General features: G+C 35.8%; 25 protein-coding genes and 3 pseudogenes. 8 read left to right on the top strand and 20 right to left on the bottom strand.

The window, feature by feature from the left end; genetic code table 11:
- The first annotated feature begins 80 nt into the window (after positions 1–80).
- Entirely contained in the window at positions 81–1,301 is a 1,221-nt protein-coding gene (locus ORL93_RS19870) for an alanyl-tRNA editing protein (protein WP_176524681.1), read from the top strand.
- Positions 1,302–1,350: 49 nt separating this feature from the next.
- Here ORL93_RS19870 and ORL93_RS19875 read toward each other — a convergent pair.
- The 4 genes and pseudogenes from ORL93_RS19875 to ORL93_RS19890 form a co-directional block, all read right to left on the bottom strand.
- Positions 1,351–1,793: pseudogene (locus tag ORL93_RS19875) on the bottom strand (NUDIX hydrolase).
- 162 nt (positions 1,794–1,955) lie between these two features.
- Positions 1,956–2,258, bottom strand: a pseudogene (locus ORL93_RS19880) (acetyl-CoA C-acyltransferase); the annotation flags it as partial.
- A 7-nt stretch (positions 2,259–2,265) separates the two neighbouring features.
- On the bottom strand, positions 2,266–3,885 hold the full coding sequence (locus ORL93_RS19885; protein ID WP_097793875.1) for a long-chain fatty acid--CoA ligase: 1,620 nt from the start codon (positions 3,883–3,885) through the stop codon (positions 2,266–2,268).
- 361 nt (positions 3,886–4,246) lie between these two features.
- A complete protein-coding gene (locus ORL93_RS19890) occupies positions 4,247–4,450 on the bottom strand; it encodes a hypothetical protein (protein ID WP_003199126.1) in 204 nt (67 codons plus the stop codon).
- A gap of 219 nt (positions 4,451–4,669) precedes the next feature.
- Here ORL93_RS19890 and ORL93_RS31560 point away from each other — a divergent pair, with 219 nt between their 5' ends.
- The gene (locus ORL93_RS31560; RefSeq protein WP_371389020.1) at positions 4,670–4,936 is read left to right on the top strand and encodes a CsbD family protein; all 267 of its coding nucleotides are present in this window, start codon (positions 4,670–4,672) and stop codon (positions 4,934–4,936) included.
- A 23-nt stretch (positions 4,937–4,959) separates the two neighbouring features.
- Here ORL93_RS31560 and ORL93_RS19900 read toward each other — a convergent pair whose 3' ends face one another.
- The 3 genes from ORL93_RS19900 to ORL93_RS19910 are packed head-to-tail and all read right to left on the bottom strand — an operon-like array spanning position 4,960 to position 6,499.
- Positions 4,960–5,208 (bottom strand): DUF2164 domain-containing protein, encoded by a 249-nt coding sequence (locus tag ORL93_RS19900; protein WP_018765320.1) that lies wholly within the window; start codon positions 5,206–5,208, stop codon positions 4,960–4,962.
- 15 nt (positions 5,209–5,223) lie between these two features.
- Positions 5,224–5,682, bottom strand: a complete 459-nt coding sequence (locus ORL93_RS19905; RefSeq protein WP_006095633.1) for a peptidoglycan recognition protein family protein — start codon at positions 5,680–5,682, stop codon at positions 5,224–5,226.
- Positions 5,683–5,695: 13 nt separating this feature from the next.
- The gene (locus ORL93_RS19910) at positions 5,696–6,499 is read right to left on the bottom strand and encodes a protein phosphatase 2C domain-containing protein (RefSeq protein ID WP_018781477.1); all 804 of its coding nucleotides are present in this window, start codon (positions 6,497–6,499) and stop codon (positions 5,696–5,698) included.
- Between the two features lie 149 nt (positions 6,500–6,648).
- Here ORL93_RS19910 and ORL93_RS19915 point away from each other — a divergent pair, with 149 nt between their 5' ends.
- A complete protein-coding gene (locus ORL93_RS19915; protein ID WP_098160891.1) occupies positions 6,649–7,458 on the top strand; it encodes a YitT family protein in 810 nt (269 codons plus the stop codon).
- A 28-nt stretch (positions 7,459–7,486) separates the two neighbouring features.
- On the opposite strand, the gene ORL93_RS19920 is transcribed toward ORL93_RS19915, so the two are convergent.
- Complete coding sequence (locus ORL93_RS19920) at positions 7,487–7,855, bottom strand: VOC family protein (RefSeq protein WP_098160892.1); 369 nt, start codon at positions 7,853–7,855, stop codon at positions 7,487–7,489.
- A gap of 277 nt (positions 7,856–8,132) precedes the next feature.
- On the opposite strand from ORL93_RS19920, the gene ORL93_RS19925 reads away from it, so the two are divergent.
- A complete protein-coding gene (locus tag ORL93_RS19925) occupies positions 8,133–9,674 on the top strand; it encodes a BA3702 family sensor histidine kinase (protein ID WP_003199139.1) in 1,542 nt (513 codons plus the stop codon).
- A gap of 71 nt (positions 9,675–9,745) precedes the next feature.
- On the opposite strand, the pseudogene ORL93_RS19930 reads toward ORL93_RS19925, so the two are convergent.
- The 9 genes and pseudogenes from ORL93_RS19930 to hutP all read right to left on the bottom strand — a co-directional run.
- Positions 9,746–9,913, bottom strand: a pseudogene (locus ORL93_RS19930) (sodium:proline symporter); the annotation flags it as partial.
- Positions 9,914–9,935: 22 nt separating this feature from the next.
- Positions 9,936–11,510 (bottom strand): FMN-binding glutamate synthase family protein, encoded by a 1,575-nt coding sequence (locus ORL93_RS19935; RefSeq protein WP_097793878.1) that lies wholly within the window; start codon positions 11,508–11,510, stop codon positions 9,936–9,938.
- Between the two features lie 90 nt (positions 11,511–11,600).
- Complete coding sequence (locus tag ORL93_RS19940) at positions 11,601–12,728, bottom strand: alkene reductase (protein WP_097793879.1); 1,128 nt, start codon at positions 12,726–12,728, stop codon at positions 11,601–11,603.
- 682 nt (positions 12,729–13,410) lie between these two features.
- Entirely contained in the window at positions 13,411–13,872 is a 462-nt protein-coding gene (locus ORL93_RS19945; protein ID WP_170957047.1) for a CarD family transcriptional regulator, read from the bottom strand.
- A gap of 665 nt (positions 13,873–14,537) precedes the next feature.
- Positions 14,538–15,509 (bottom strand): formimidoylglutamase, encoded by a 972-nt coding sequence (gene hutG, locus ORL93_RS19950; protein WP_097793880.1) that lies wholly within the window; start codon positions 15,507–15,509, stop codon positions 14,538–14,540.
- Positions 15,488–16,759, bottom strand: a complete 1,272-nt coding sequence (gene hutI / locus ORL93_RS19955) for an imidazolonepropionase (RefSeq protein ID WP_006095624.1) — start codon at positions 16,757–16,759, stop codon at positions 15,488–15,490. Before hutI ends, hutG begins: the two co-directional genes overlap by 22 nt.
- Positions 16,760–16,771: 12 nt before the next feature.
- Positions 16,772–18,430, bottom strand: a complete 1,659-nt coding sequence (gene hutU, locus ORL93_RS19960; RefSeq protein ID WP_097793881.1) for a urocanate hydratase — start codon at positions 18,428–18,430, stop codon at positions 16,772–16,774.
- A gap of 23 nt (positions 18,431–18,453) precedes the next feature.
- Positions 18,454–19,971: a histidine ammonia-lyase gene (hutH, locus tag ORL93_RS19965; protein ID WP_098160895.1), complete on the bottom strand. Its 1,518-nt coding sequence runs from the start codon at positions 19,969–19,971 to the stop codon at positions 18,454–18,456.
- Positions 19,972–20,073: 102 nt separating this feature from the next.
- Positions 20,074–20,514 (bottom strand): histidine utilization transcription antiterminator HutP, encoded by a 441-nt coding sequence (gene hutP, locus ORL93_RS19970; RefSeq protein ID WP_018781470.1) that lies wholly within the window; start codon positions 20,512–20,514, stop codon positions 20,074–20,076.
- Positions 20,515–20,723: 209 nt separating this feature from the next.
- Here hutP and ORL93_RS19975 point away from each other — a divergent pair, with 209 nt between their 5' ends.
- Both ORL93_RS19975 and ORL93_RS19980 read left to right on the top strand, forming a co-directional pair.
- Complete coding sequence (locus ORL93_RS19975) at positions 20,724–21,674, top strand: class I SAM-dependent methyltransferase (protein WP_265959395.1); 951 nt, start codon at positions 20,724–20,726, stop codon at positions 21,672–21,674.
- 126 nt (positions 21,675–21,800) lie between these two features.
- Positions 21,801–22,361 carry a class I SAM-dependent methyltransferase gene (locus tag ORL93_RS19980; protein ID WP_097793884.1) on the top strand — a complete coding sequence of 187 codons (561 nt, stop codon included), beginning with the start codon at positions 21,801–21,803 and terminating at the stop codon, positions 22,359–22,361.
- Between the two features lie 186 nt (positions 22,362–22,547).
- Here ORL93_RS19980 and ORL93_RS19985 read toward each other — a convergent pair whose 3' ends face one another.
- The gene (locus ORL93_RS19985) at positions 22,548–23,126 is read right to left on the bottom strand and encodes an AAA family ATPase (RefSeq protein ID WP_098160896.1); all 579 of its coding nucleotides are present in this window, start codon (positions 23,124–23,126) and stop codon (positions 22,548–22,550) included.
- A gap of 260 nt (positions 23,127–23,386) precedes the next feature.
- Between ORL93_RS19985 and ORL93_RS19990 the strand changes: the two genes are divergently transcribed.
- Together ORL93_RS19990 and ORL93_RS19995 are read left to right on the top strand one after the other, a co-directional pair.
- A complete protein-coding gene (locus ORL93_RS19990; RefSeq protein WP_003199164.1) occupies positions 23,387–23,683 on the top strand; it encodes a hypothetical protein in 297 nt (98 codons plus the stop codon).
- A gap of 103 nt (positions 23,684–23,786) precedes the next feature.
- Entirely contained in the window at positions 23,787–24,218 is a 432-nt protein-coding gene (locus ORL93_RS19995; RefSeq protein ID WP_006095618.1) for a DUF2621 domain-containing protein, read from the top strand.
- 82 nt (positions 24,219–24,300) lie between these two features.
- Here the strand turns inward: ORL93_RS19995 and ORL93_RS20000 are convergent, their stop codons facing one another.
- Both ORL93_RS20000 and ORL93_RS20005 read right to left on the bottom strand, forming a co-directional pair.
- Positions 24,301–24,807 carry a CcdC family protein gene (locus tag ORL93_RS20000; RefSeq protein ID WP_098160897.1) on the bottom strand — a complete coding sequence of 169 codons (507 nt, stop codon included), beginning with the start codon at positions 24,805–24,807 and terminating at the stop codon, positions 24,301–24,303.
- 89 nt (positions 24,808–24,896) lie between these two features.
- Complete coding sequence (locus tag ORL93_RS20005) at positions 24,897–25,604, bottom strand: cytochrome c biogenesis CcdA family protein (RefSeq protein ID WP_003199170.1); 708 nt, start codon at positions 25,602–25,604, stop codon at positions 24,897–24,899.
- Positions 25,605–25,765: the final 161 nt, after the last annotated feature.

Below are 25,765 nucleotides of genomic sequence, written 5' to 3' on the forward strand. Positions count from 1 at the left end.
AAGAAAATTCTAAAAAAGAGATTTTTTCTTCTGAAATATTAGGAAACTTATTTCGATTGTTTTACAATGAAACTAGTGAGATAGAAAGGAGTACGAAAGTGAACCAAAAATTATATTACATCGATGCCTATCAGCAAGCATTTACAGCACAAATTATTAAACAGGCCTATGATAGAGAAGAAAAATTATATGTTACTTTGACAGAAACAGCATTTTACCCAACTGGCGGTGGGCAACCACATGATACAGGAACATTAAATGAAGCTTCCGTCGTCAATGTTGAGGAAGTTGAGGGCGAAATCCGTCATTTTATATCAAGTGAATTACATACAAAAGAGGTAACGGGTAAAATTAATTGGCAGCGTCGTTTTGATCATATGCAACAACATACAGCTCAGCATATTCTATCCGCTGCATTTTGGGATCATTTTGACATTCCCACAATTGGTTTTCATCTTGGAAAAGAAACGATAACAATTGATTTAGATACACCTGAACTTTCGATAGAAACAGCTACTAGCGCACTCCAAATTGCAAATCAGATTGTCTTTGAAAATCATCCTATCCATATTAAATGGATGAACTTAGAGGAAGCAAAACAGTTACCTCTCCGAAAAGAACCAACAATTACAGAAAATATTCGCGTTGTAATCATTGAAAACTACGATTACAACGGTTGTGGTGGCACACATCCAAAATATACAGGTGAAGTGGGGCCAATTCATATAATAGGGTGGGAGCGGAATAAAGGTGGTATCCGTTTAACATTGGTTGCAGGATGGCGTGTACTCAAGTTAATGAAGCGTCATCAACAAATTATTAAAGACGTTTCCAAACAGTTAAATAGTAGTGAAAATGATATTCCAAATAAAGTAACCCAACTTCTTACTTCTCAAGAAGAAAACGAAAAAGCACTACAAACTATGAACGAAAAACTACTTTTCGTAGAAGCAAATAAATTGTTGCAACAATCCATAGACATACATGCTGGAACACTCATTTCTAAAGTCTTTACACATCGTTCCATGCAGGAAATCACGAAATTATCAGCTATCATTACCGAACAAAATGAAAACTCTATTACATACCTAGTTACCGAAAATGAAGAAAAATTACAATGCGTTCTTGCATGCGGGAAAGCGGTAACAGCAAACATGAATACAATTTTGAAAAATGCTCTTCCTACTATTGAAGGAAAAGGCGGCGGTAATCAAAAAAGCGCTCGCGGCGGAGGAAAAGCAATTATTACGGGTGAAGAATTTCTAGCTCATCTTATTCATTTATCACAAGAAACATTTTAAAGTACAATCTAAAGGATAGCCTGTTGCTATCCTTTAGATTTTTATCTACTTACAAGCCAATATTTTGTTTCAATCCTTGATAAGTTCCTGCATTAGGAAATCCTTTTTCAATAAGTCCTATAAATGTCTCAGAAAAATGATAATTTCGTAATTCTGTTATTGGTACCATCTTCACATCATGGATTGGATTATGATCGAATTCATTAGACGGTAGCTTTATTTCTCCCGACACCCTTTCAAGTAAAAACGTAATATGTACTAGTGATAGCGTAACATCCGGTTTATCACAAATGTATAGTAATTCCTTAATTCTAGTTTCCAATCCCGTCTCTTCTCTCATTTCTCAAATCATAGCTTCTTCTAACATTTCTCCCCCTCTACTCTTCCGCCTGGTAAAGACCAATTTCGATCAGAAACTTTTTGTTTTACAATTAAAAGGTTTTCTTTCTCAATCAAAATTCCAGTTACTCGAACTTGTAATAAATGATTCATATAGTCTCCTCTTTTCATTCTATACATATGACTTCCAAGCTATATAATTCTAGATTATTAGCTAAACCCCTTCCACAAAAGGAACGTATGTTTTATAATTAAAGAAAATTATGGAAGAAAGAAGCGATTTCTATGCGTCCGCCTTTAACAAGAAACATACTAATGGAATAAACGAGTCACAAGCATAGCTCCTGATGCACCGTAAGGATGACCGAGTGCAATTACTCCACCGTTTACATTTAACTTTTCATAGGAAATTTGTAATTCTTGCGCACAGGCCACGATCTTAGCAGCAAAGGCCTCATTCATTTCAATATAATCAACATCGTCTATTGATAAGTTCTGATCTTGCAATAACTTTTGCACAGCAAATATAGATCCACCCCCTGGTAAATGCTGATTTACACCAATAACAGCACTATGAACAAACCGAAGAATTGGTTTGTTCCCAAGTTTATGAGCCTTTTCTTAATTACTTTTCGATATCTTTATGCAAATGCTCTAATTCTTTTCGTAACGCTTGTTTCAAAAATTTACCAACTGATGTTTTAGGGATCTCCTCCATAAAAACGATATCATCCGGCAACCACCACTTCGCAAACTGCGGTCGTAAAAATTCATATAATTCTTCTTTCGTTACAGAACTATTTTGTTTTTGCACAACACATGCAACAGGTCTCTCCTGCCACTGAGGATGAGGTACTGCGACAACTGCAGCTTCAAATACAGCCTCATGTGCCATTAAAGCATTTTCTAAATCTACAGATGAAATCCACTCACCCCCACTTTTAATAACATCTTTTGCGCGATCAACAATTTTAACGCAGCCCTCCTCATCAACTGTAACAACATCCCCTGTATATAACCAACCATCACGGAAACCTTCTATAGTGCGTTCGTCATTATAGTAACTTGCAGCTATCCATGGTGCTCGTAAACATAATTCTCCCATTTCAGCTCCGTCCCATTTCACTTCCCCATTTACTCCCACTACTTTCATTTCAACGCCTGGTACAAGATATCCTTGCTTTGATCGAATTTCCAGTTGCTCTTCATAGGATAAATCTGTTTCATAGCTTTTTAACCGTGCAAGTGTCACAAGTGGACTTGTTTCCGTCATACCGTATGCATGCACAAAAGGAACACTATGTTTTTGTTCGAATGCAGCTATCACACTTTTAGGTGCAGCAGCACCCCCACATAAAATCCGCTTCATACTTGATAAATCATAGTTATTATTTTCTAATTCTTGTAAAACACCAAGCCAAATCGTTGGTACACCAGCAGCCAACGTCACTTTTTCATCCTGGATCATTTCAAGTAATATTTTCGGTGTAAACATCGGACCAGGTAAAACTTGTTTTGATCCAAACCACGTTGCTGCAAAAGGTAATCCCCAAGCATTCACATGAAACATTGGAACAATTGCCATTGCTGCATCACTTTCAGATAATGCAGCTGTATCTGCTAATCCTAGAGTCATACAATGAAGTACCGTACTACGATGTGTATATACAACACCTTTTGGGTTACCTGTTGTCGCTGACGTATAACACATACCTGCCGGTGTGTTTTCATCAATATCTTTTAAGAATTGGAAATCAGGATCCCCTTCTGCAAGAAGCTGTTCATAGTGATAGACCGGCTCTAGTGAAGTTTCTGGAAGTTCTTTTTTGTCGGTCATAATGATGTATGCTTGTACAGTCAATAATTCACTTTGAATTTTTTCAACGAGGGGTACGAGATCTTCATCAACGAGTAAAATACGATCTTCCGCATGTCCAATAATATAGGAAATATGCTGTGCAGATAAACGAATATTAATAGTGTGCAAGACAGATCCAATACTCGGAATAGCAAAATAGGCTTCCACATGACGATGATGATTCCACGCTAAGGTCCCAACTCGTTCTCCCTCTTTTATCCCTAATTTCTGTAACGCACTAGAGAGTCTCCTTGTTCTTTCTCCTAATTGCTTGTATGTTAAAGTTGTTATAGTATCATGTGTACGCGAAACAATTTCTTTTTTTGGAAACAACTTTTCTGCCCTTTCTATCATTGAACTAATTGTTAATGGTACATTCATCATCATATTTCTCCCAACCTCCTATTAAAGCGTTTTCATTATTAGATATTATACCAAACTTCCGCACTTATAAGTTTTATTTTTCTGTATTTTCTGAATTATTTCCGAAGAAATATTTCTTCTAGCACACACCTCTCATAGAAAACAGAGAGTGACTCCTTTATAAACCACTCTCTGTCTTTTTGAACATATGTATCACACAAAATCGCATACCTCTTCATATCACGACATGTTCTTTTTACAAATACATCATTTTTAATTATTTTTTTGAATTATATTCAAATATATCAAGAATATCTCGTATATGTATCAGACATAATATTAATCGATTTGTATAAGGCATTGGATATGAATGCTTTTCTTCTATTTATATTGGTTTCTGCTTGAACTTTTGATAATTTCGCACTTTCAACAAAAGTATACTTCCACAATCCGTACAAATATAAGCATCTACTGGAGAAGACGTAAACATCGTTTCTTTTTTTCTTATTTGCGCATATCCAACAAACTCACCTTCCCCAATATTGCTAGAGCCACAATAAGAGCATGTATGTATCTCTTTCTTTCGCATGAGAGCACCACCTTCGTTCTGTTTCTACTCCCTTCGACAGCAATCTTCCAATTTCCTTCCATAAAAAATCCTACTTCTCCTAAATTTTAAAAGGAAAAATAACCTTAGGGTCGTATTCATACATTGTAAATACATATTACATTATTTTTTGGAGGTAAAATATTGAACTATACTATTACACTTCATTCAGCAAAAGTAATCGAACAAGCAGAAATCAACATGTTATCCACTAGATTATTAGCTTTGCAAACAATGGAAAAAAATCCAATGCAAGTAAATATGAAGCAATTTGAAAATGCGACTGCATTTTCATCAAAAATTATTTCCGGACCTCCCTTTAATACAGTAAAAGGTGAAGTAAAAGAAGTTGTTGGGAAAGTAACTGACAATAAGGAATTACAAGCTACAGGTAAATGGGACAAGATAAAAGGCACCGTGAAGCATACTGCGGGTAATGTAACAGAGAAAGTACATGCACATAAATAAAACGAGCCTATTTAAGGCCCGTTTTATTTACCATCCTGTTTTTCTAGCACGTATAAATCCTCTTCTATGTTCGACAACTTATCTGTAATTAACTTTCTCGCATCTCCAATCGCTTGGTTATATGCATATGGTCCAAGTAATTTTATCATTTCTTCTATTAAACGCTCTGCTTGAAAACGTCCGATTGTATCTAAGTCTTCCTCTTCAAAAAACTTCTGAATTTGTTCTACAAGCTCATCTTTCTTTTCATTTGGTATTTTTACATTCATCATGAATCCTCTTCTCCTCTATATTTGAGATAATGTTTTCCTTAACTCTACCATAGAAAAACGTGTTCCTGGGCAAGTTTTTGTGACACCTTCTAATTCCCGATGACCAAGTATATGTTCTTCACATATAGAAAACTTCTTCATAAACCACTTACATAGTGAATGTAAAGAATCGATTTGCGCTAAAGTCGGATCATATTTATCAAAATTACCTGTCATACAAATCCCTATCGTTTTGCTATTATATCCTTTTGCATGGGCTCCGATGTATAATCCTCTACCTTCAAACACCGTCCCATCTTCTTCAATAAAATAATTATATCCGATGCCACTCCATCCTCGTACCTTTTGATGGAATTCATGTGTTTTATACACATCCCATCCATCTTCAGCAGTGTGATGAATGATGAGTTTTGTTACGTTTTGTAAAGGCTGCAATTCATCTTGAAACGTCAGTTTTGCTTGCTTAAATTCCATTCAGGATCCTCCTTTACAACTCAATCATGATTATCGTTTTATCATCTGGTCGAATCCGTTTTTGTTCTTCTAATTCTTCTATTATAGAAACATATTCTTTTATACCATGCATGCTTACATATTGTACTGTTTGCTCAAGTGACCAGTCTGGGTGAAATAATCCATCCGAACAAATAAATATTCCTTTCATTTCAGAAAGTGGAAATTCTCCTTGTTGGATCCAAGTAATTGCTTCCGACATCCCATTTGCTACTGAATACCCATTTGGCATATTGGCAAGATAACGATTATATTTTAGTTGCTGCCTAATGTCATTAAATATATATTCTTCCGGTACAAGAAGTCCCTTTTTCCTATCTTCTTCACGCTTTCTTTTCGCTCGTGCACTAATTCCTTTCACTGTATCTTTTGTTAACACCTTTATGGTTTCATCACGCAATGTAACAACAATCATACAGTCACCAAGTTGAGCATATTGAATGCTTCTATCCTTTATACGAACTACAGCAATACATGTACACCATACATGATCTTTCTTTGTTATATCAATCTCATAATCTATCATTTTTTCTTGTAACACTTCGTTTGCGCTTGCAATTGCTTTTTGCAAACTTGTCACTTCTTTTAGCGATGTAAAATGACTTGCAAACACGTTTGAAGCTAGATATGCTCCATTATGCCCCTCTTCATCTTGAAACGGGACAAGTGGCGTTGCACCATCGCATACACCATAGATTTTCAATCCTTCATTACAAAAAAACGAATCCTCACACTCCTGCTTCAAAGGACTTTTCTGTTGATACATTTGAATTTTCATATTTTTACACCCCTTTAATGAAATATGTAAAAATAATTTGATTTTTCGAATCAGTCTAACTTCCCGAAATAAACTGTTTTCCCCTAATACTTTCAATTTCATATATAATCTTGAAATAATATGATTTTTTAGTGAAGGACGGGAAAAAGATGGTCAGATTTCTTGGAGTTATCATTGGTTCTATCATTATTGCAGTTGCCTTTAATCTTTTCCTTATCCCCCACAAGATTTTGAGTAGTGGAATTGGTGGAATTGCTATTATCTTAGGAATTGTAACCCCTGTAAACACAGGAATTATTAACTTTGCATTAAACTTACCTATTCTTATTTTAGGGTACATAGGTCTTGGAAAAAAAGTAATTTTTAATACAGTTGTCTCTGTTGTAGTATTATCTGCAGCATTATACTGGATTCCAGTACAAATCGTCGCAAAAGATCCCCTTCTTTCTTCCATATTTGGCGGCGTAATTGCAGGGACAGGAATTGGCCTTGTCTTTAATTGTCATGGTTCCACAGGTGGATTTGATATTATCGGTATGCTACTATCTCGCAAAAAAGATATTAAACTTGGTGGACTCCTCATTATTTTAAATACAGTCGTTGTTGTCATTGCTGGATTTTTCTTTGATTGGGATGTAGCATTAACGAGTTTACTTTCAATCTATGTAACAGGTAAAGTAATTGATGCTATTCATACGAAACATCGTAAAGTTACACTTATGATTGTAACAAATCAAGCTGAAGAAATGAAAAAGAAACTCCTTTCAACTGTTGTGCGAGGAATTACACTTCTTGATGGTGAGGGTGCGTATTCAAGTGAGAAAAAACGTGTACTTATGACTGTTGTTTCACGTGAAGAGCTTGCTGGTATGAAACTAGCCATTTCTGAAATTGATCCACAAGCATTCGTTAATATTACGGAGACTGTTGAAGTATTAGGGTTATTTAGGAGAGGTTAAAAAACTAGGTGAAGTTCCACCTAGTTTTTTATTTATTCTCCATAAATTCTAGTCTATTCCCAAATGGATCTGAAACATAAAATCTAATTATATCTGGACGAGCATAATCATCTATGACTTGAATCCCTTGCTCGATTAGTTTTTCCTTAAATTCATCGATCCCCTGAACATAAAAAGCTGGATGCGCTTTTTTAGCCGGAGAAAAAGTTTGTTCAACTCCTATATGAATTTCTTGATTTCCACACCGAAACCAACAACCACCACGTTTTCTTAATTCTTCTGGTTTCGGAATTTCTTCTAAACCTATTTTATATCCATAAAAGTCTCTTGCCTCTTCTTCACACCCTACAGGTGCTGCTACTTGTACATGGTCAATCCCTTGAATATAACCTGCCATATCTCTCTCCTCCTTTATATTTTCATTTTATAGTATACTGCTTTAAAAATAACTTATATAAATTTTATAAAACTCCATAAGATTTACTTAACAGCCACAGGCATATCATTTGTTCTATAATGAAGAAGGTGTTTTAATAACAACTTAATCGAAAAGAATGAAAATGCACATTATTCTGTAAATTTGTTTTTTATAGAAATATATAATGTTTTTCATATATTATATTTATAATAGGTATTGAATCTGTTTTAGATGCTAGTTGCACGGAGGAAAAATTATGAGTCGGAAAAAGTTCTCATCTATTCAAAAAAGTCGTCATTCGGCTATACCCCGCCGTTTGCGAAATCATATTCAAAATTGTACTTTAACAGAAATGTACGCATCTCTTTTTGAACATAATCCTGATGGTATTATTTCATTGAACTTACAAGGAATCATATTACATATTAATCCCTCTGCGGAAAAAATATTGGGATATACTTCAGAGGAATTAGAAAGAAAAACAATTACTTCTATTATAGAAGCACATATTTCTGATCAAGTACTGCAATTTATAAAAAATACTACAGCTGATAATCAAGAGGAATACATACTTTCTATCCACCATAAAGATGGATATCAAATAGATGTAGTTACAAAATTAGTCCCTATTTTTATTCAAAAGCATCTCTCAGGTGTATATGCAATTATGAAGCCACTCGAGAAATCTGAAAGAATCGAAAAAATGTTAAAAGAGAGCGAAAAACGATTGCGCACATTGATGGACTCAATGCCTGCCTTTGTCATCTTTAAAGATCATGAAGGGCGCTGGCTTGAAGCAAATGATTACGCACTTTCTTGCTTTGATTTTCATGATGTTCCTTATCACGGAAAAAAAGATAGTGAACTCGTTCAATATAATGAAGCGTACCGCGAAGCATTTTTACATTGTGAACAAATTGATGAACTCGCATGGCAACAAAAGAAAATTATTCATGGCGAAGAATTTATTATTCATAAAAGTACGTCCAACCTTATCTTGGATCTTTCAAAAGTTCCACTCTTCCATCCTGATGGCTCACGAAAAGGCCTTATTGTTATGGGCAGGGATGTTACTGAATTAAAGAAAACAGAAAAATTACTACGAAAATCTGAAAAATTAGCAGTAGTCGGACAACTAACAGCAGGAATCGCTCATGAAATCCGCAACCCGTTAACGGCCTTAAAGGGATTCTTAACATTATTGCAACCCGATATTAGCGAACAAAACAAATGGTATATAGATGTTATGCTAAGCGAAATTTCACAAATGGAATCCATTACAAGTCAATTTATGGCAATGTCTAAGCCACAAGTGTTATCTATTCATTCTCACCAAATCCAATCATTAATTGAAGAAGTAGTAACCTTTATTTTACCTACCGCCATCATGCATAGTACACATATTATTATGGATCATCTTTCGACTATGCCAGAAATTCAATGTGATGGTAATCAACTAAAGCAAGTCTTTATTAATGTACTTAAAAATGCGATTGAAGCCATGCCTCGCGGAGGAAATATTTTCATCCAAACAAAGCAAGTAGATGAGAATTTCATTTTAATCCGTATTATAGATGAGGGGTGTGGCATTCCAGAAGATCGTATTTCTCGTTTAGGAGAACCTTTTTATAGTTTGAAAGAAAAAGGAACTGGATTAGGCTTAATGATGTGCTACAAAATAATCGAAGAACATTACGGTAAACTTCAAATCTCAAGTGAGTTAAATAAAGGAACAACTGTAGATATTCGATTACCCATCTCACCGCTACCAAATAATAACGAAATGGAAAAAGAGTAAATAGATCTTTCTATTTACTCTTTTTATAGTAATTTACTAATATTTTATTCTGTCGCTTGCTCCAGTATTGTTTACATCTCATCAAATTCGTGATGTACAACTTTTTCAAATTCATTTGTTAGCAAGCTGACTATTATCATAGCTAGTAAACTTGACGAAAATCCTGGTACCATTTCATACATCATTTCTTTTAGACTTGGAATTCATACCCAAGCAATGACTGCCACAACACCAACGATCTAATGTTTCGCGCTATTTCTCTCACTTTTCACCTACTACTGGAAATAATTTCGATAACGGAATAACTCTACCTGTTTCATCTTTAAATACAATGTGATCCCTTGTTAAATGCCGTGGACTTTTCACCCCTGCCGCTGCTGATAACGCAAACAAACTATATCTCATGCTCACAATATAATTCATCACGCGCCACTTTTTTTCATTGTGGTCTAATGCTTTTTGATAATGTGGATTCGTTGTCGCAACCCCCGAAGGACATTGTCCGGAATGACACTGAAGTGCCATAATACATCCACTTGCCATCATAAATCCGCGCGCAGAATTTACTGCATCGGCACCAATTGCTAAGGCTATTGCTACTTTATCGGGTGTTACTAATTTTCCCGATGCAAAAACTTTCAACTTATCTCGAACATCAAAACGACAGGCTGTATCAACAAACGTAATGAGTGCTGGTATAAGTGGTATCCCCATACTATCTGCCATCGATTTATAAGTGGCACCAGAACCTCCTTCCGAGCCATCAATTGTAATAAAATCTGGATAAATATTCAATTCCTTCATCGTTTGTAATAACTCTTCTAGCGGTTTTTGTTGCCCGATAACTATTTTCATTCCAACTGGTTTACCACCTTTTTCTTGCAAGTCATGAATAAAACGTAAGGCGTCTTTAGCATGATGTAAAAACGCAAAACGATTTGGCGAATTTATCGTTTCCCCTTCTTTTACTTTTCGAACAGCAGCTATTTTCCGATTCACTTTTTGTCCCTCTAAATGTCCACCGCGTATTTTTGCACCTTGCCCAAATTTCAGTTCGAATGCTTTAATATTCGGCTCTTTAGCTTTAACTACGAACTCATCCATTGAAAAATTCCCCTCTTCATCACGATATCCAAATAAACCTGGACCGATTTGAGCAATAATATTTGCACCTGTTTGTATATGCTCTGGAATTACACCACCCTCACCTGTATTAATCCATGACCCCCCTGCCATTTTTGATCCATATCCTGTAGATAAAATATAATTTTCACCAATTGCACCATAAGAAGTAGCAGATGCCCCAAACATTCCATATATTTTCCATGGAAATTTACGATTCTCTCCAACTACAATTGCATCATCTTCTTCATATAGCCAAAGATTTGTTTCATCTGCAGTTAATTTTTCTTTTCTAGAAAACACACCTTCTTTATGAATTACATATTTTTTTGCAGCACGCTCTTCAGAAAGGTCCACATTGAGTTCTTCTGTAAGAACTGGAAATAGAGTGTTTGCAATATAATATCCAGATGCATCAAAATCCCGTTTCGAGCCAAAACCTAGAACTTCAGATCGATATTTTGCTAAAAACATTACACTTTGAAAATCATAACGTGAAAAAGGTTTTCCATCTGTATCATTATCAAACCAATATTGCCGAAATTCAGGCCCTATCTTCTCCAGTAAAAAACGCATCCTTCCTAGATACGGATGGAGTTTCAATATAGAATGATGTGTTCGTTTCTTAATAAAAAATGTAGCCATAAAAAAGATAATGAACAGCAAGATTAACAATAATAATATACTAATAATAACGAGTAGCGTTTCATTCATTTTCGCTTCCCCCCTATCATGCCATTCTCTTATATTTTTTGCTTACATAATAAAAGAAGAACACCTTATGTGCTCTTCTTTTATTATTATTCATATCAATGTAGCAAGATGTTGTTTTGCATCGTATTCCTCTAAACTTTCCCCGCGTTTAACACGATGAACAAAATCCGGATTAGAAATCAATGGTCTACCAAATGCTGCTACATCAATTGTTCCTTCTTGTAGTGCTTCTTCTGCCTCTTTTGGATTTAAATTCCCCACTCCTACAATTATACCATTCCAATATTTACGAACTAATTGATGTAAGTTTTTTCCGTCAGCTATAACTTGCGTATAATTCATTGTGGAAGGGTGGATCATCGTTAGTCCTACTTCATGGAACATCTCTACGAAAGTTTGAATTGCCTCTTCAGGATCTTCCCACATATAGCTAGGATTATCACCTTTAAATGCAGAAAAACGAATAAGTGTTTTATCTGCACCAACTGCACTTATAACAGCTTGTAATACTTCTTTCATAAACGTTAACCTTTGTTTTAAGTCTCCGCCATATTGATCCTTTCGATGATTCGCAAATTCATAAGCGAATTGATCAATTAAATACCCATGTGCCCCATGAATTTCTACCCCATCGAAGCCTGCTTCTATCGCATTCCTAGCAGCTTGCGCATACTGTTCGATAGTCTCTTGAATTTCTTCTATCGTCATCGCTTCTGGCTTATCAAAAGGCTTCCGAAAACGTGGGACATTTCCTTGAGCAGCAATCGCAGAAGGTGCTTGTGGTAAGAATCCACCCGTTAGTTCATGATGGCTCATACGTCCTACATGCCATATTTGCGCAATAATTGTTCCACCTTCTTTATGTACTGCATCTGTTACTAACTTCCAAGAATCAATTTGCTCCCCGGTATAAATACCTGGGACACCTGGATTCCCTTTCGCTCTTGGGCTAATTATAATTCCTTCCGTAATAATTAGACCAACACCATCTGCCGCACGTTTACGGTAATACTGGACTACGTCAGCTCCAACTACTCCTGTTTCATCATTAGCAAAACAACGCGTCATCGGTGCCATTGCCACGCGATTCCGAAGAGACCAAGCACCCATTTGAATTGGATTAAACAGCTTTGTCTCTTCAATATTTTGAAAAGATCCCCAATTGTTTATATTCGTGCCTCCATATATACTTGCTGCTTTACTATTTGAACTTGCCATCCTGTTTCCCCCTTAATTCAATATTATTTCAATAAATCATTAAAAAACTAACTATACACGCATCATAATTCCTCCTATATAACAACGTCAATTTACACGCCCTTATTGTAGAATATCCGTATATTAAACATCGATAATACCCATTTCTCCATAGCTGTACTCCTTTTTTACTTCTCAATTGATTATTGTTATGTAGATAAAATTAAAAATGGTTTCCTAATTAGGAAACCATTTTTATAGTTGACCATATGACGCTAGCAATTTATTTATCTTTTTTACGCAAAGAAGATAAATAATTACTATCTCCTCAGATGTGAAAAATTCTTAACGATAGAAGTGAGATTGATTAATTATTCTTCTAGAAATAATAACTTATATATACCTAAAACAATGAAAGCCCTACCTCTCTTTCATCCTTACGGCTCCTTGTCCGTGCCAGTGTGAATCAGGATTACAAAAATCAAGTAACTATTTTATCGAGTCATTTAATAAAATTTCGAACATTCGTAAAAGAAATTAAAAAATAAAAATGGATTAGATTGTAGAAATAACAAAAGAGGTTAATGCTCTAAAAGTGGTTTGAAAGAGTTGAATGTCTTTGAAATGATTGATTCTTTATAATTATATTCCCAAAAAATTCAAAATCTTTTTTTGGGATGTAATACATTATCTATAATGAACCTTAACAAAAGCTTTTCATTTGATTTTCTGTGATACCTTTAATCAATCCCAGTTCACTAATCAAAAATTCATGTGCGTTATCTAACATTTTCTTTTCGCTTGCATTAAGTGCTTTTTCTTTCTGCATACGCATTAAATCACGTACAACTTCAGCACCTTCTTGTATTTTACCCGTTTTTATTTTATCTGTGTTCACTTTATACCTTTGTTTCCACGTAAGTAATCTATCTGATTCTCCATGCTGAAAAATATCTATGATGTGTGTTAATGCCGTTATATCCGTAACTGGTCGTATATTTGAACTCAATATTTTTCCCGTAGGAATCATTACTTCCATATTACTGGCCGACATTTTTATGACATAATACTGTTGTTTTTCTCCTGAGATTTCCTTTTCTTCTATGGCTTTAATTATACCTGCCCCTTGCATTGGATAAACAATATTATCGCCAATTTGAAACAAATAATCCACCTCCATATATGGTAACCTTCTCAAGCTTAACATACATTTATTTTTTTAGCAAAATTTTTATAATATCACAAAATTATTTTTCGCGTCAACTTATTTCCTCTTGAAAAATAAGATTGAGAAATAATAATAATAATTCAATAAAAACAACTTCCCATTACTAGCAAAACAAAGTTCAATTTGCGAAAAACACTATCCTTTTTATTCTACAATTCCTTCATCAGAAACCTCTATGCATTTCGGGTTCAAAACTCTAATTCACCACCTAAATAATGCATTATATTAATCAAGGGATGTATATGGTGATTATTGTTCTTTGTCTACTTGCATTCTGAAATCTCGGTTAAAACGTAGATTCGTTTTTCCTTATACAAAACCAGTTTACTCTTATATCTTTTCTTGTATGGTACTCCTATTTTTTGACATGCTTTTATTCCCATCCTTGCAAGAGTTCTTATAAATACTTAACTAGTTTGTGTTACTATTATAGGAAATGAGGTCATTTAGAAATCTTATAAAACAAAAAGTACACCACTACATATAAGAGTGATGTACCATTTTAATATAATGTGCAACAGGATAGACAAGATATTAGCTTTAAAAACCTTCATATGCTATCACTTATCTTTAATATTACAGATTAGGAAAGACTTTTTTTCCTATATACTAACCTGCTTACTAACCGTTTCCCTTGCTAATAGGAAACTCATAATAACTTGTGCAGCTACACGACTCGTCATATCCCGAAAATCAAGTGTTGGGTCAATTTCTACAATGTCCATACCCTGAACAAGTGGTTCTTGACCAAGTGTCGTAATCGCATCGAGTAAAGTCGTACTATCCATACCACCTGGGCCAATTGCTGGACAACCTGGGGCAAATGCTTGATCTAATACGTCCATATCGACAGAAACATAAATAGCTGTAACTCCTTGTCTACGTAAAATCTCAATGCTTTCTGTAATGATATCTTTAATCGCTACCTCGCGAACATGTTTCATTGTATATACTGTGACACCATGTTCTTTTGCATACTCATGATACGTACGAGCATTGGAAAAATTACGAATACCAATTTGAACAAGCTGTTTTCCTGCAATCACATCATTCTCTAGTAAGCTACGAAATGGTGTTCCATTAGACGGTCCTCCGTCTTCTAAATTACGCAAATCATGATGCGCATCGAATTGAATAATGCCAACTTTCCCTTTACTACTTGCAAAACCACTTATACTAGGAAAACTAATGGAATGATCTCCTCCAAGAATAATTGGTACCATTTGTGGATTCAATTTCGTCAAACTGCCGAGCGTTTTAGCAATACGAGCATGACTTTCTTTTATGTCTGTAACATGCATGGTAATATCACCACAATCATACAAGACACTTTTTTTCATGTCATGCTCTTCTGTAATCGCATATGTGCTATATGCATCTAGCATTGCGCGAATGGTTTTCGGCGCAAAACATGCACCAGAATGACTAATAGACGGCTTAGAAAGCGGTGCGCCAATTAATGCTGCACCAAAGATTTCTTCTCCCTCTTCCCAGCCTTTAATCATATCACTCCATTTCGTTACTTCACGATCAATAAACTTTGCATTTTTCTTTAAATAGTGGCCTTGCTCCACGTTTTGTCACCTCTTGTATATGCAAGATTACCATTCTTCCATACTGTATTTACATGACTCACACCATAATGATATGGTACATACGCATAATTATATGCATCCCATAAAACTAGGTCAGCCTTACGTCCAACACGAATTTTCCCAGCAACATCGCCGCGATTGATCGCATACGCTGAGTTAACTGTTACAGCATTCCAGACTTCTTCTGGTGTCATTTTCAATTTCAACATCGCAATGCTCATAATAAGTTGAATATTTTCAGTTGGGCAACTACCTGGATTAAAATCCGTCGCTAACGCAACCGCTACACCTTCATCAATCATTTTACGCCCACGTGCAAAGCTTTCTTTATTTAAGTAGAAAGTCGTTCCTGGGAGTAACGTTGCAACTGTATTGGAATTCGCTAGCATTTCAATCCCTTTATCTGATGCTCCAACTAAATGGTCCGCTGATGCCGCACCAATTTCTGCTGCAGCTTCTGCACCGCCAAGTGGATCAATTTCATCTGCATGAATCTTCACATCAAATCCAAGTTCTTTTGCTTTTAATAAAAAGTCTTTCGATTCTTCTACAGAGAATACCCCTGTTTCACAGAAAATATCAACAAACTCAGCTAATTGTTTTTCTTTCATCTCTGGTAATAACTCTAACATCCATTGTAAAAACTCTTTTGATTTTCCTTTATACTCTTTTGGAACTGCATGTGCTCCTAAGAATGTTGAAACTAAATCAATTGGATGCTCTTTTTGCAATTGTGCCGTCGCTTCTAATTGTTTCCACTCTGTTTCATCGTCCAATCCATAGCCACTCTTTGCTTCCACTGTCGTAACACCAAATGACAACATGCGATCTAAATGAAACTTCGCCTTTTGTACGAGCTCTTCTTTCGATGCTTGTTTTGTTGCATTCACAGTTGACAGAATACCGCCGCCTTGCTCTAAAATTTCTAAATACGGCACTCCCTGTAATTTAAGAGCAATTTCATTTTCACGAGATCCACCAAATACAAGGTGCGTATGCGGATCAACAAGCCCTGGAGAAACCATTTTCCCTTCGCAATCGATGGTTTCTTTTGCTTGCAACCCTTTTGCTTCTTCCGCTGTGCCAATGAAAGTAACAATACCATTTTCAATACCCACTGCACCATTTTCGATAACAGGAAGCGTGTTCATCGCTTCCTGTCTTAACAAGCCATCTTCTTGATCCATTGTTAGCAATTGACCGATATTCGTTAGTAAAATGTCCAGCATGTTTCTTCCTCCTTATTTCATCATTGGAATGTTAACGCCTTTTTCTTTTGCTGTTTCAACAGCTAAGTCATACCCTGCGTCAACGTGGCGAACAACTCCCATTCCAGGATCAGAAGTTAATACGCGTTCAATGCGTTTTCCCGCTGCTTCTGTTCCGTCTGCAACAATAACCATTCCAGCGTGAAGTGAATACCCCATACCAACGCCACCACCGTGGTGAACAGATACCCAGCTTGCACCATTAACACTATTGATTAATGCATTTAAAATTGGCCAATCCGCTACTGCATCACTGCCATCTTTCATTGCTTCTGTTTCACGGTTCGGTGAAGCTACAGATCCACAATCTAAATGGTCACGACCGATAACGATTGGTGCTGATAATTCACCGTTTGCAACCATTTCATTGATAATACGCCCGAATTTTGCACGCTCTCCGTAACCAAGCCAACAAATACGTGATGGAAGACCTTGGAACTCAACTTGCTGACGTGCCATACGAATCCAGTTACATAAATGCTCATTATCAGCAAATTCACGTAAAATTACTTCATCTGTTTTATAAATATCTTCTGGATCACCAGAAAGTGCTACCCAGCGGAATGGTCCTTTTCCTTCACAGAATAATGGACGAATAAATGCTGGAACGAATCCTGGGAAATCAAATGCATTTTTTAACCCTTCATCAAAAGCAACTTGGCGAATGTTATTACCATAATCAAATGTAATTGCACCTTTTTGTTGCATTGCAAGCATTGCTTCTACATGTTTTTTCATGCTTTCTTTTGATAATTGTACGTAGCGTTCTGGATCTTCTTCACGAAGTTTTGCCGCTTCATCTAATGAATAGCTTACTGGAACATAACCATTTAATGGATCATGTGCAGACGTTTGATCTGTCACTAAGTCTGGCGTAATATCACGTTTCACAAGCTCTGGTAAAATTTCTGCGGCATTTCCTAATAGTCCAATTGAAATTGGTTCTTTCTTCTCTTTATATTCTTTCGCAACAGCTAGTGCCTCTTCTAAAGATTCTGTGTACATATCACAATACCTTTTTTCAATACGGCGATCGATGCTGCGCTTATCTACATCAATAGCAATGACTACCCCACCGTTCATCGTAACAGCAAGAGGTTGTGCACCACCCATACCACCTAAACCAGCTGTAAGTGTTAATGTACCTTTTAATGAGCCACCAAAATGTTGGCGTGCTGCCTCTCCAAACGTTTCATATGTTCCTTGTAAAATTCCTTGTGTGCCAATATAAATCCAGCTACCAGCTGTCATTTGTCCATACATCATAAGACCCTTTTTCTCAAGTTCACGGAAGTGATCCCAATTTGCCCACTTTGGTACTAAGTTTGAATTTGCTAGAAGAACGCGTGGTGCATCTTCATGTGATTTAAAAATTGCAACTGGTTTACCAGATTGAACAAGTAATGTTTCATCACTCTCTAATGTTTTTAACGAATCAACAATTGCATGATAGCTATCCCAGTTACGAGCTGCACGACCAATGCCGCCATATACAACTAATTCTTCTGGCTTTTCAGCTACTTCAGGATCTAAATTATTCATTAACATACGGAGGGCTGCTTCTTGAATCCAGCCCTTAGTTTGTAATTCTGTTCCTCTTGGCGCGCGAATTGTTTGTTTTACGTTTTCCATTTTAATCTCTCCCTTTTCCCTTTTTATAGTGTTGCATTTACATCCAATCGTTCTAATGTAAAGCGACTTGTTTTTAACCAATGTGCAATATTTTCAATATCTGTTGAGAAAATACGGTCATTTGTAATTGACGGTACTTGCTGACGTCCTTGGTGATAAAACGCTTTCGTTACTGTACTCATCTCTTCAATACCACGATATTCCGCCGCTTGCATTGCACAAATCATTTCAATTGCAAGAACGCGTCTTACATTTTGAATGATTTGATGTGCATGACGTGAAGCAATTGTTCCCATACTTACATGATCTTCTTGGTTAGCTGATGATGGAATCGAATCAACACTTGCTGGATGAGCTAGCGTTTTATTTTCTGAAACAAGTGAAGCTGCCGCATATTGCATAATCATTGCACCAGACTGGAGTCCTGGCTCCGGGCTTAAAAATGGTGGTAAATCATTTAACTGCGGGTTCACAAGACGTTCAATACGGCGTTCAGAAATATTCGCAAGTTCTGCCATCCCGACCTTCAAAAAGTCCATTGCAAACGCAATTGGTTGTCCGTGGAAGTTCCCACCAGAAATTACTTTTTCTCCTCCATCAAAAATAAGTGGATTATCTGTTGCTGCGTTCATTTCAATTTCTAATTTTTCTTTAACATAATTTAAAACTTGCCAAGAAGCACCATGTACCTGCGGGATACAGCGAAGTGAGTATGCATCTTGTACACGAAGCTCCCCTTGCTTTGTTACAAGTTTACTATCTTGAAGTACATCGCGAATACGCTTTGCAACTTCCACTTGTTCTTTATAGCCACGTGCTTTATGCACATTTTCATCAAATGCATCGATAATGCCGCGCAATCCTTCAATTGTCATTGAAGCAATTAATTCTGATTGATAAGCAATCGCTTCAGCTTCGATATAAGAAAGGATTCCTTGCGCTGTCATCGCTTGCGTACCATTGATTAACGCAAGCCCTTCTTTCGCTTCTAATTCGATTGGCTCTAGTCCTTCTTCTGTCAGAGCTACCATCGCATGAACGCGTTTCCCCTTATAGAACACTTCACCTTCTCCCAATAGAACAAGAGCAAGATGGGATAATGGAGCTAAATCACCGCTCGCGCCTAATGAACCTTGCTGCGGGACAACTGGATGAATTTTACGATTTACAAACTCTAACAGCCTATTTACAACAAGTGGACGAACACCAGATACACCTTTTAACATCGTATTAGCGCGTAAAATCAACATTCCTCGCGATACTTCTTCAGGGAATGGATCGCCAATTCCGCATGCATGTGATTGAATTAAGTTATGTTGAAGTGCCTTTACATCATCTTTCTGAATGAGTACATCACTAAACTTTCCAAACCCAGTTGTAATACCGTAAACAACTTTTCCATCCTCTACGATTTTTTCTACAACTTCACGGCACTCAGCCACTTTTTTCATGCTGTTTGGGCAAGCTGTTACCCCTTTCCCTTCAAACAACAAACGTTTCATTTCTTCTACTGTCAATGAATGTCCTGTTAACGTAATCATCCTTTTTCCTCCTTAAAAGAGCAAAAGGGGACCTTACCTTTTTAAGACAGACTTCTGTCCCAAAAAGCAAGGCCCCCTTCTAACTAATAGACTATGGGCAAATCATATGTGATTAATTCCTAAACCAATCGCCTCATGCTCAGATCCTTTTACAGGCGCACCTATCGTTCCATAAAGTGCAACAGCAAGCCATTCGCCTTCTTTTTTCCCGTCGTATGGTGTACCGCGCACAATTGCAAACCGAAGACCTACCGTACGAAGAACGTCTGCTAACTGAATTTGACCTCTCGTCACTCCGTACAAAGCTTCCATGATTGCATGATAAAGTGCATGCGTTTCTCTGTAAACGTCTGTTTCAATAACTTGGTTGCTTTTAGCCGCTGTTTCCATTGCTGCGACAACCTTTTGCGAATTCATAGAACCAACTTTCCCAGTACAATATTTCCAACCTTTTGGAATGGATAATACAAGGCTTTCATTCTCGTCCGCAAGCGCCAACAACATAGCCATACGACCAATTCGATGTGTTCCTTGAAGAAGCATGTGACTCTCTCATTTCTTGTGAATTGTTTGAATATTACTTAATTTAAGAATATATGAAAACGGTTTAATCGTCAATAGTTTAAACGATTATTTGAATAATTATTTGAATAATTTTTTCAATACTCTGTTACCATTGTGTACACACTTTATTTACAGAAAATTCTAAAGCGTGCTATAGTCTCACTAACAGCTGTAAGGGGGACCCAAAATTGGTTAAGAGAAAAGATATTCACTTTCGAATTGACGAAAGATTACTAGAAAGATTTGAAGCAACACTTCATTATGAAGGCCTAAATAAAACAGATGTTTTAACACATGCTATTCAGCAATTTTGCATAAAGGTGGAATCAGAAAAAATGAATGACGTAAAAAGACAATACGCTGTAAGTAATCATCTTCAAACACGGATTGATACCCATAAAAAATATGAAGAAAAACGAGTAGACTTAGATGCAGTTGTAATTGAGCATTTACAATTACAAGGAACAGAAAAGATATTAGAGGTTGGATGCGCTAACGGGAAATTCCTTGCACTGCTACAAAAAAACGATCATAAGGGACATCTCACTGGTCTGGATCAATCTACAACTATGCTGCGAGAAGCTGCTATGAATGCAGCACAGCAACATGTAAATATTGAATGGAAACTTGGAGACGCTACCAAACTTCCTTTCCCAGCTGATTCTTATGATTGGATCATCGCAAGACATATGCTGTATCACATGACGGATGTTGAAAAAACAATTCAAAGATTCCATAAAGTAATTTTTCCTAAAGGCAGGTTCCTAGCCACGACAAATTCCAAAATCTCATTACCCCGTATGGATGAGATGTGTAACAAAATGTTAGTCTCATTCGATTTACCCGAAAATTCACCATCAGCTTCTCCATTTTGTTTAGAAAACGGAAAACAATTATTACAATCTGTTTTTCAAACTGTGGAGGAAACAGTTATTCATAATGCACTTCTATTTCATCATGCTACACCTATCGTTAACTATATCTCTAGTATGTTTCCATCTTTAAACATACCTGATGACATTCATCTTCATTCAGAAATGAAAGAATGGCTGACCATTGAAATAGAAAATGAATTATCTCTTCATGGTGGAGTATGGCGTGATCCAAAAACACTTGCTATTTATCGGTGTACAAAATAAGTTTGAATCTACTTTATAACAAATTCTTCAAATTTATCTTAGGTTGATGTTGATATGGCGATACCCTAAGAAGAAAATTACACATTATAAATATAACAATAGATAAAAATACAAGAGGTGAAACTGTTGGCTATAAAACAAAAGGAAATTAAGCTGGTAATTGGTGCAGGGGAATATAATAATAATCCTGGCTGGTTACATACAAATGAGGAAGAATTGAATTTATTAAAAAGAGGAGATTGGATAAAAAGGTTTGATCCTAATTCTTTAGCGGTAATTTTAGCGGAGCATGTATGGGAACATTTATCATATGAAGAAGGCATAGAAGCGGCGAAAGTATGTTATGAATTTTTAAAGCATGGTGGTTATATTCGATGCGCCGTTCCTGATGCATTTTTCCCAGATGAAGAATACCAAGAGGGTGTACAAGTTGGGGGACCTGGACCTAAAGACCATCCCGCAGCTAGTCATAAAATAGTTCATAATTATGAAATTTTAAGGAAAATCTTTGAAACTGTTGGATTCGAAGTGAAATTACTTGAATATTGTGACGAAGAGGGGAGTTTTCATTACAATGAGTGGGATGGAGTCGATGGGGTTATTTTTCGTTCAAAAAAATATGATCCACGAAATCAAGGGGATAAACTTGTTTTTCCATCGTTAATTATAGATGCAATAAAGTCTTAGTTATTAAGCTAAACAGATGCTTTTCTTGAAGAAAAGCTTTAAAGTCGATCTCCAATAGGAGATTGACTTTTTTAGTATCATAATGGCCTTCATCTCCTCACATGAATTTACTAGAATACCATTAGAAGCGTTGAATTAATATGACCTTTCACTCTATATTAAAGCCCTTGTTTAAGAGCAATTTCTTCATATGCTTTTCTCCTTCACCCATTTCATGAAATATACCTCTGTTGCCTCTACTGTCACTTCATCAGTATTCACATATGTAACCGGAAATTGTTTATACCATTGTTTTTCTATTTCTACTAATTCTAGCTGTTTTTCAAACGTACTGCGTCTTCTCGTATTATCATTCTTCTTTCTCTCTTGCAATATCTTTTTAGAAACATCCAAATAAAAAATCGCATCTGAACGGCATCTTCTTAATTTATACAATTCATCTTTTAGTTCGTTTTCAATATCCCAATCCATCCCTATCAATTTCGGAAAATATATTGTATAAAATTCAATATCTTCTGAACCACGATCAAATATCACAATACGCCCTCGCGCATTCTGAATTTCTTTTATTTTCGCTTCAATAAACATCCTTTGATTTGTAATAAATCCCTCTTTTGTGTAAATATCCAAATTTAAATTTTTTCTTTTTTCTACAATTCCATAAGGGTTTTCATACAATATTGGGAATCCATGCTTTTCTAATCTTCTTGCTAACGTTGTTTTTCCGCTTGCCATTGGTCCTTGAAGTGAAATTATATACGTCATTTCTTTTACCCTTTCCCACTAAAATAAACCTCTTTTTTACAATAAACGGAATTTTATAAACTATCAACAAAATACTCCCTACCTTGTTTCCTATTTCTATCTAGCTTATAATAAAAAACAGAGATGATTATGGACGCCTTTTATGTAAGCTTGGAAATCCAAGCTTACATTATTTTTTGCTTTCCCTTTTATTAGAAACAGGGTATACTAGATTAGAACATACGTTCTGAATAATTACATATAGTAAGGAGATAGAACAAATGGTATACGATACAAAAGTAATTTCTTGGAACGAATCTTTAAAACAACTACAACGTCGCTACACAAATCAAGCAGTAGATCGAAAACAATTTGAAGATGTTGAACTCATGGAGTTTTTCCGCGATAACGACTACATTTCTCTGCCTACACATATTAGCGGCCTATCAACAAAACGTTTTACTTCTTACTCTATTTTCACAACTGAAGATAAAGATCGTAAAGTCGGCACACTTATTATTGAATATTTAGAAGATGATAATGACCTATTACGTGTTGAACAACTATACTTCGTTTAATTCAGAACGCTTGGTCAAAATGGCCAAGCGTTCTTGCTTTCTATCAATTTCACCGATTATAATACTAGTAAAGGAAAACTGCTATCGCAAAGGGGGGATACACTTGCTCGAAGGATGGTTTAGTTGGTTTATTGTTACTTGGACTGTTATTTTACTAGGCCTTATGTCTATTGGTGGATATTTCATGTTCCGAAAATTCTTAAAACGCCTACCGAAAGAAGACGGCATGTCTATTTTAGATTGGGAACAACACTATATCGATCACACACGGCATTTATGGGATGATGAGCAAAAACAATTATTAGAAGAACTTGTAAGTCCAGTCCCTGAACTTTTCCGCGATGTCGCAAGATCTAAAATTGCTGGTAAAATCGGAGAGCTAGCGTTAAAAGAAAAAGCCACGAAAATAACTGAAGATTTAATTATTAAAGGATATATTGTAGCAACTCCAAAACGAGATCATAAGTTTTTAATTAAAAAATTACAAGAAAAGCAAATTGACTATTCCCGTTATCAATCACTGCTGGCTAATTGACCTACCCCTACCTTCACTTCGTTTAGAGGAGGGGAACTTCTCGGTTAACATAATAAAAAACCTCAAGGAATCTTGAGGTTTTTTACGTTAATTTCATATCTTTCTCATTATAAAATCCATCTTCTTTTTCCATTTCCTTTTGCAATTTCGTGAATGAGCGATACATTGCGATTCTCCAAGATACAATCATTGCAAAAGCAAGTAAGAAGAACATACCACTTATTTGCCCTAAATCAAGCGATTGACTTAAATATGTTTTAAAGACAATACGTACCACGAGCAAACCAATTAAAATAAATACGAAAGCTTTGGAGCGTTTTAAATAAATTTCTTGTCCACGCACTTCAAATTTAGATGTTTTAATAAGAAAAATTGAGAAAAACAAACCTACACCGATTGCTTCTAACACTTCTGCTGGCGTTAGGCGAAATTCCGGAAAAATGTACATCAATGCTCCCGTACTCATAAAAAATGGTGGGAGAATGATTTTTTTCAATGTTGCAGGTTTCTTCGCTGCTTTTAAACGAATGAACATCGCACCAACAGCCATACAAACGGCAACAATACTCGACAAAAGAACTATGTTCATACTTTCTCATCCTTTTTTGTGGCAATATGAAAATCTAGTTTCATTATATGCTTTTCTGTTAGTATTTCCAACATTTTCACAGGATAATACTAAAAACCGGTGAAACCACCAAATAAACTTGAGAAATACGCTATAATTTTTGTCATCCAATTAAAGTATAAGAATATACCCATAACAATCATGATATATCCGCCTACTTTCACAAATGTCCCACTATGTCGTTTAATCCAAGACATTTTCGTAATAAAAAATGAAAGTATAAAAAATGGTATTGCAAATCCAAGTATGTAAGCAATCATATATAGCATTGCTGATTCTGGATTCGTAGTAGCCAGTCCAATTACAGCTACTAAAATGGGTCCTGTACAAGGTGTCCAGCCAGCAGCAAATGCCAAGCCAATTAAAATAGATCCAATATAACCACTAGGACGACTTTTAAATGTAAATTTTCGATCTTGCATTAAAAACTTCGGTTTAAATACCCCCACAATTACAAGTCCAAATACAATGATGAATAGTGCCCCTAACTGTCTGATTAAATCTTTATAATCTTGGAAAAATGATCCGATAAAACTCGTACCAAAACCAATTGCGATAAAGACAATTGAAAATCCAAGTAAGAAAAACGCCGTATGTATCATACTTCTTTTACGAAGCATCGCATTTTCTTCTTTTAATTCAGAAACTGACATTCCCGTTATGTACGATAAAAATGCTGGATAAAGCGGTAAGCAACAAGGGGAAATAAATGATAAGAATCCCGCACCAAACGCTAAAAAAATATTAATATCTTGCATCGTTTCACTCCTCTCTTCTACAATATTGTAGCAAAAATGAAAGAAAATACTATGTACAATTCATGAATTCACTATTTACAACATTTTAATAAGAAAAAATAGCTGCACACTGCTATATAAATATAAATTAAAAAACCGAAATAAAATCCTTCTTTTTAGGT

It is taken from the genome of Bacillus sp. DHT2 (assembly GCF_026241455.1).
Classification (GTDB): Bacteria; Bacillota; Bacilli; order Bacillales; family Bacillaceae_G; genus Bacillus_A; species Bacillus_A pseudomycoides.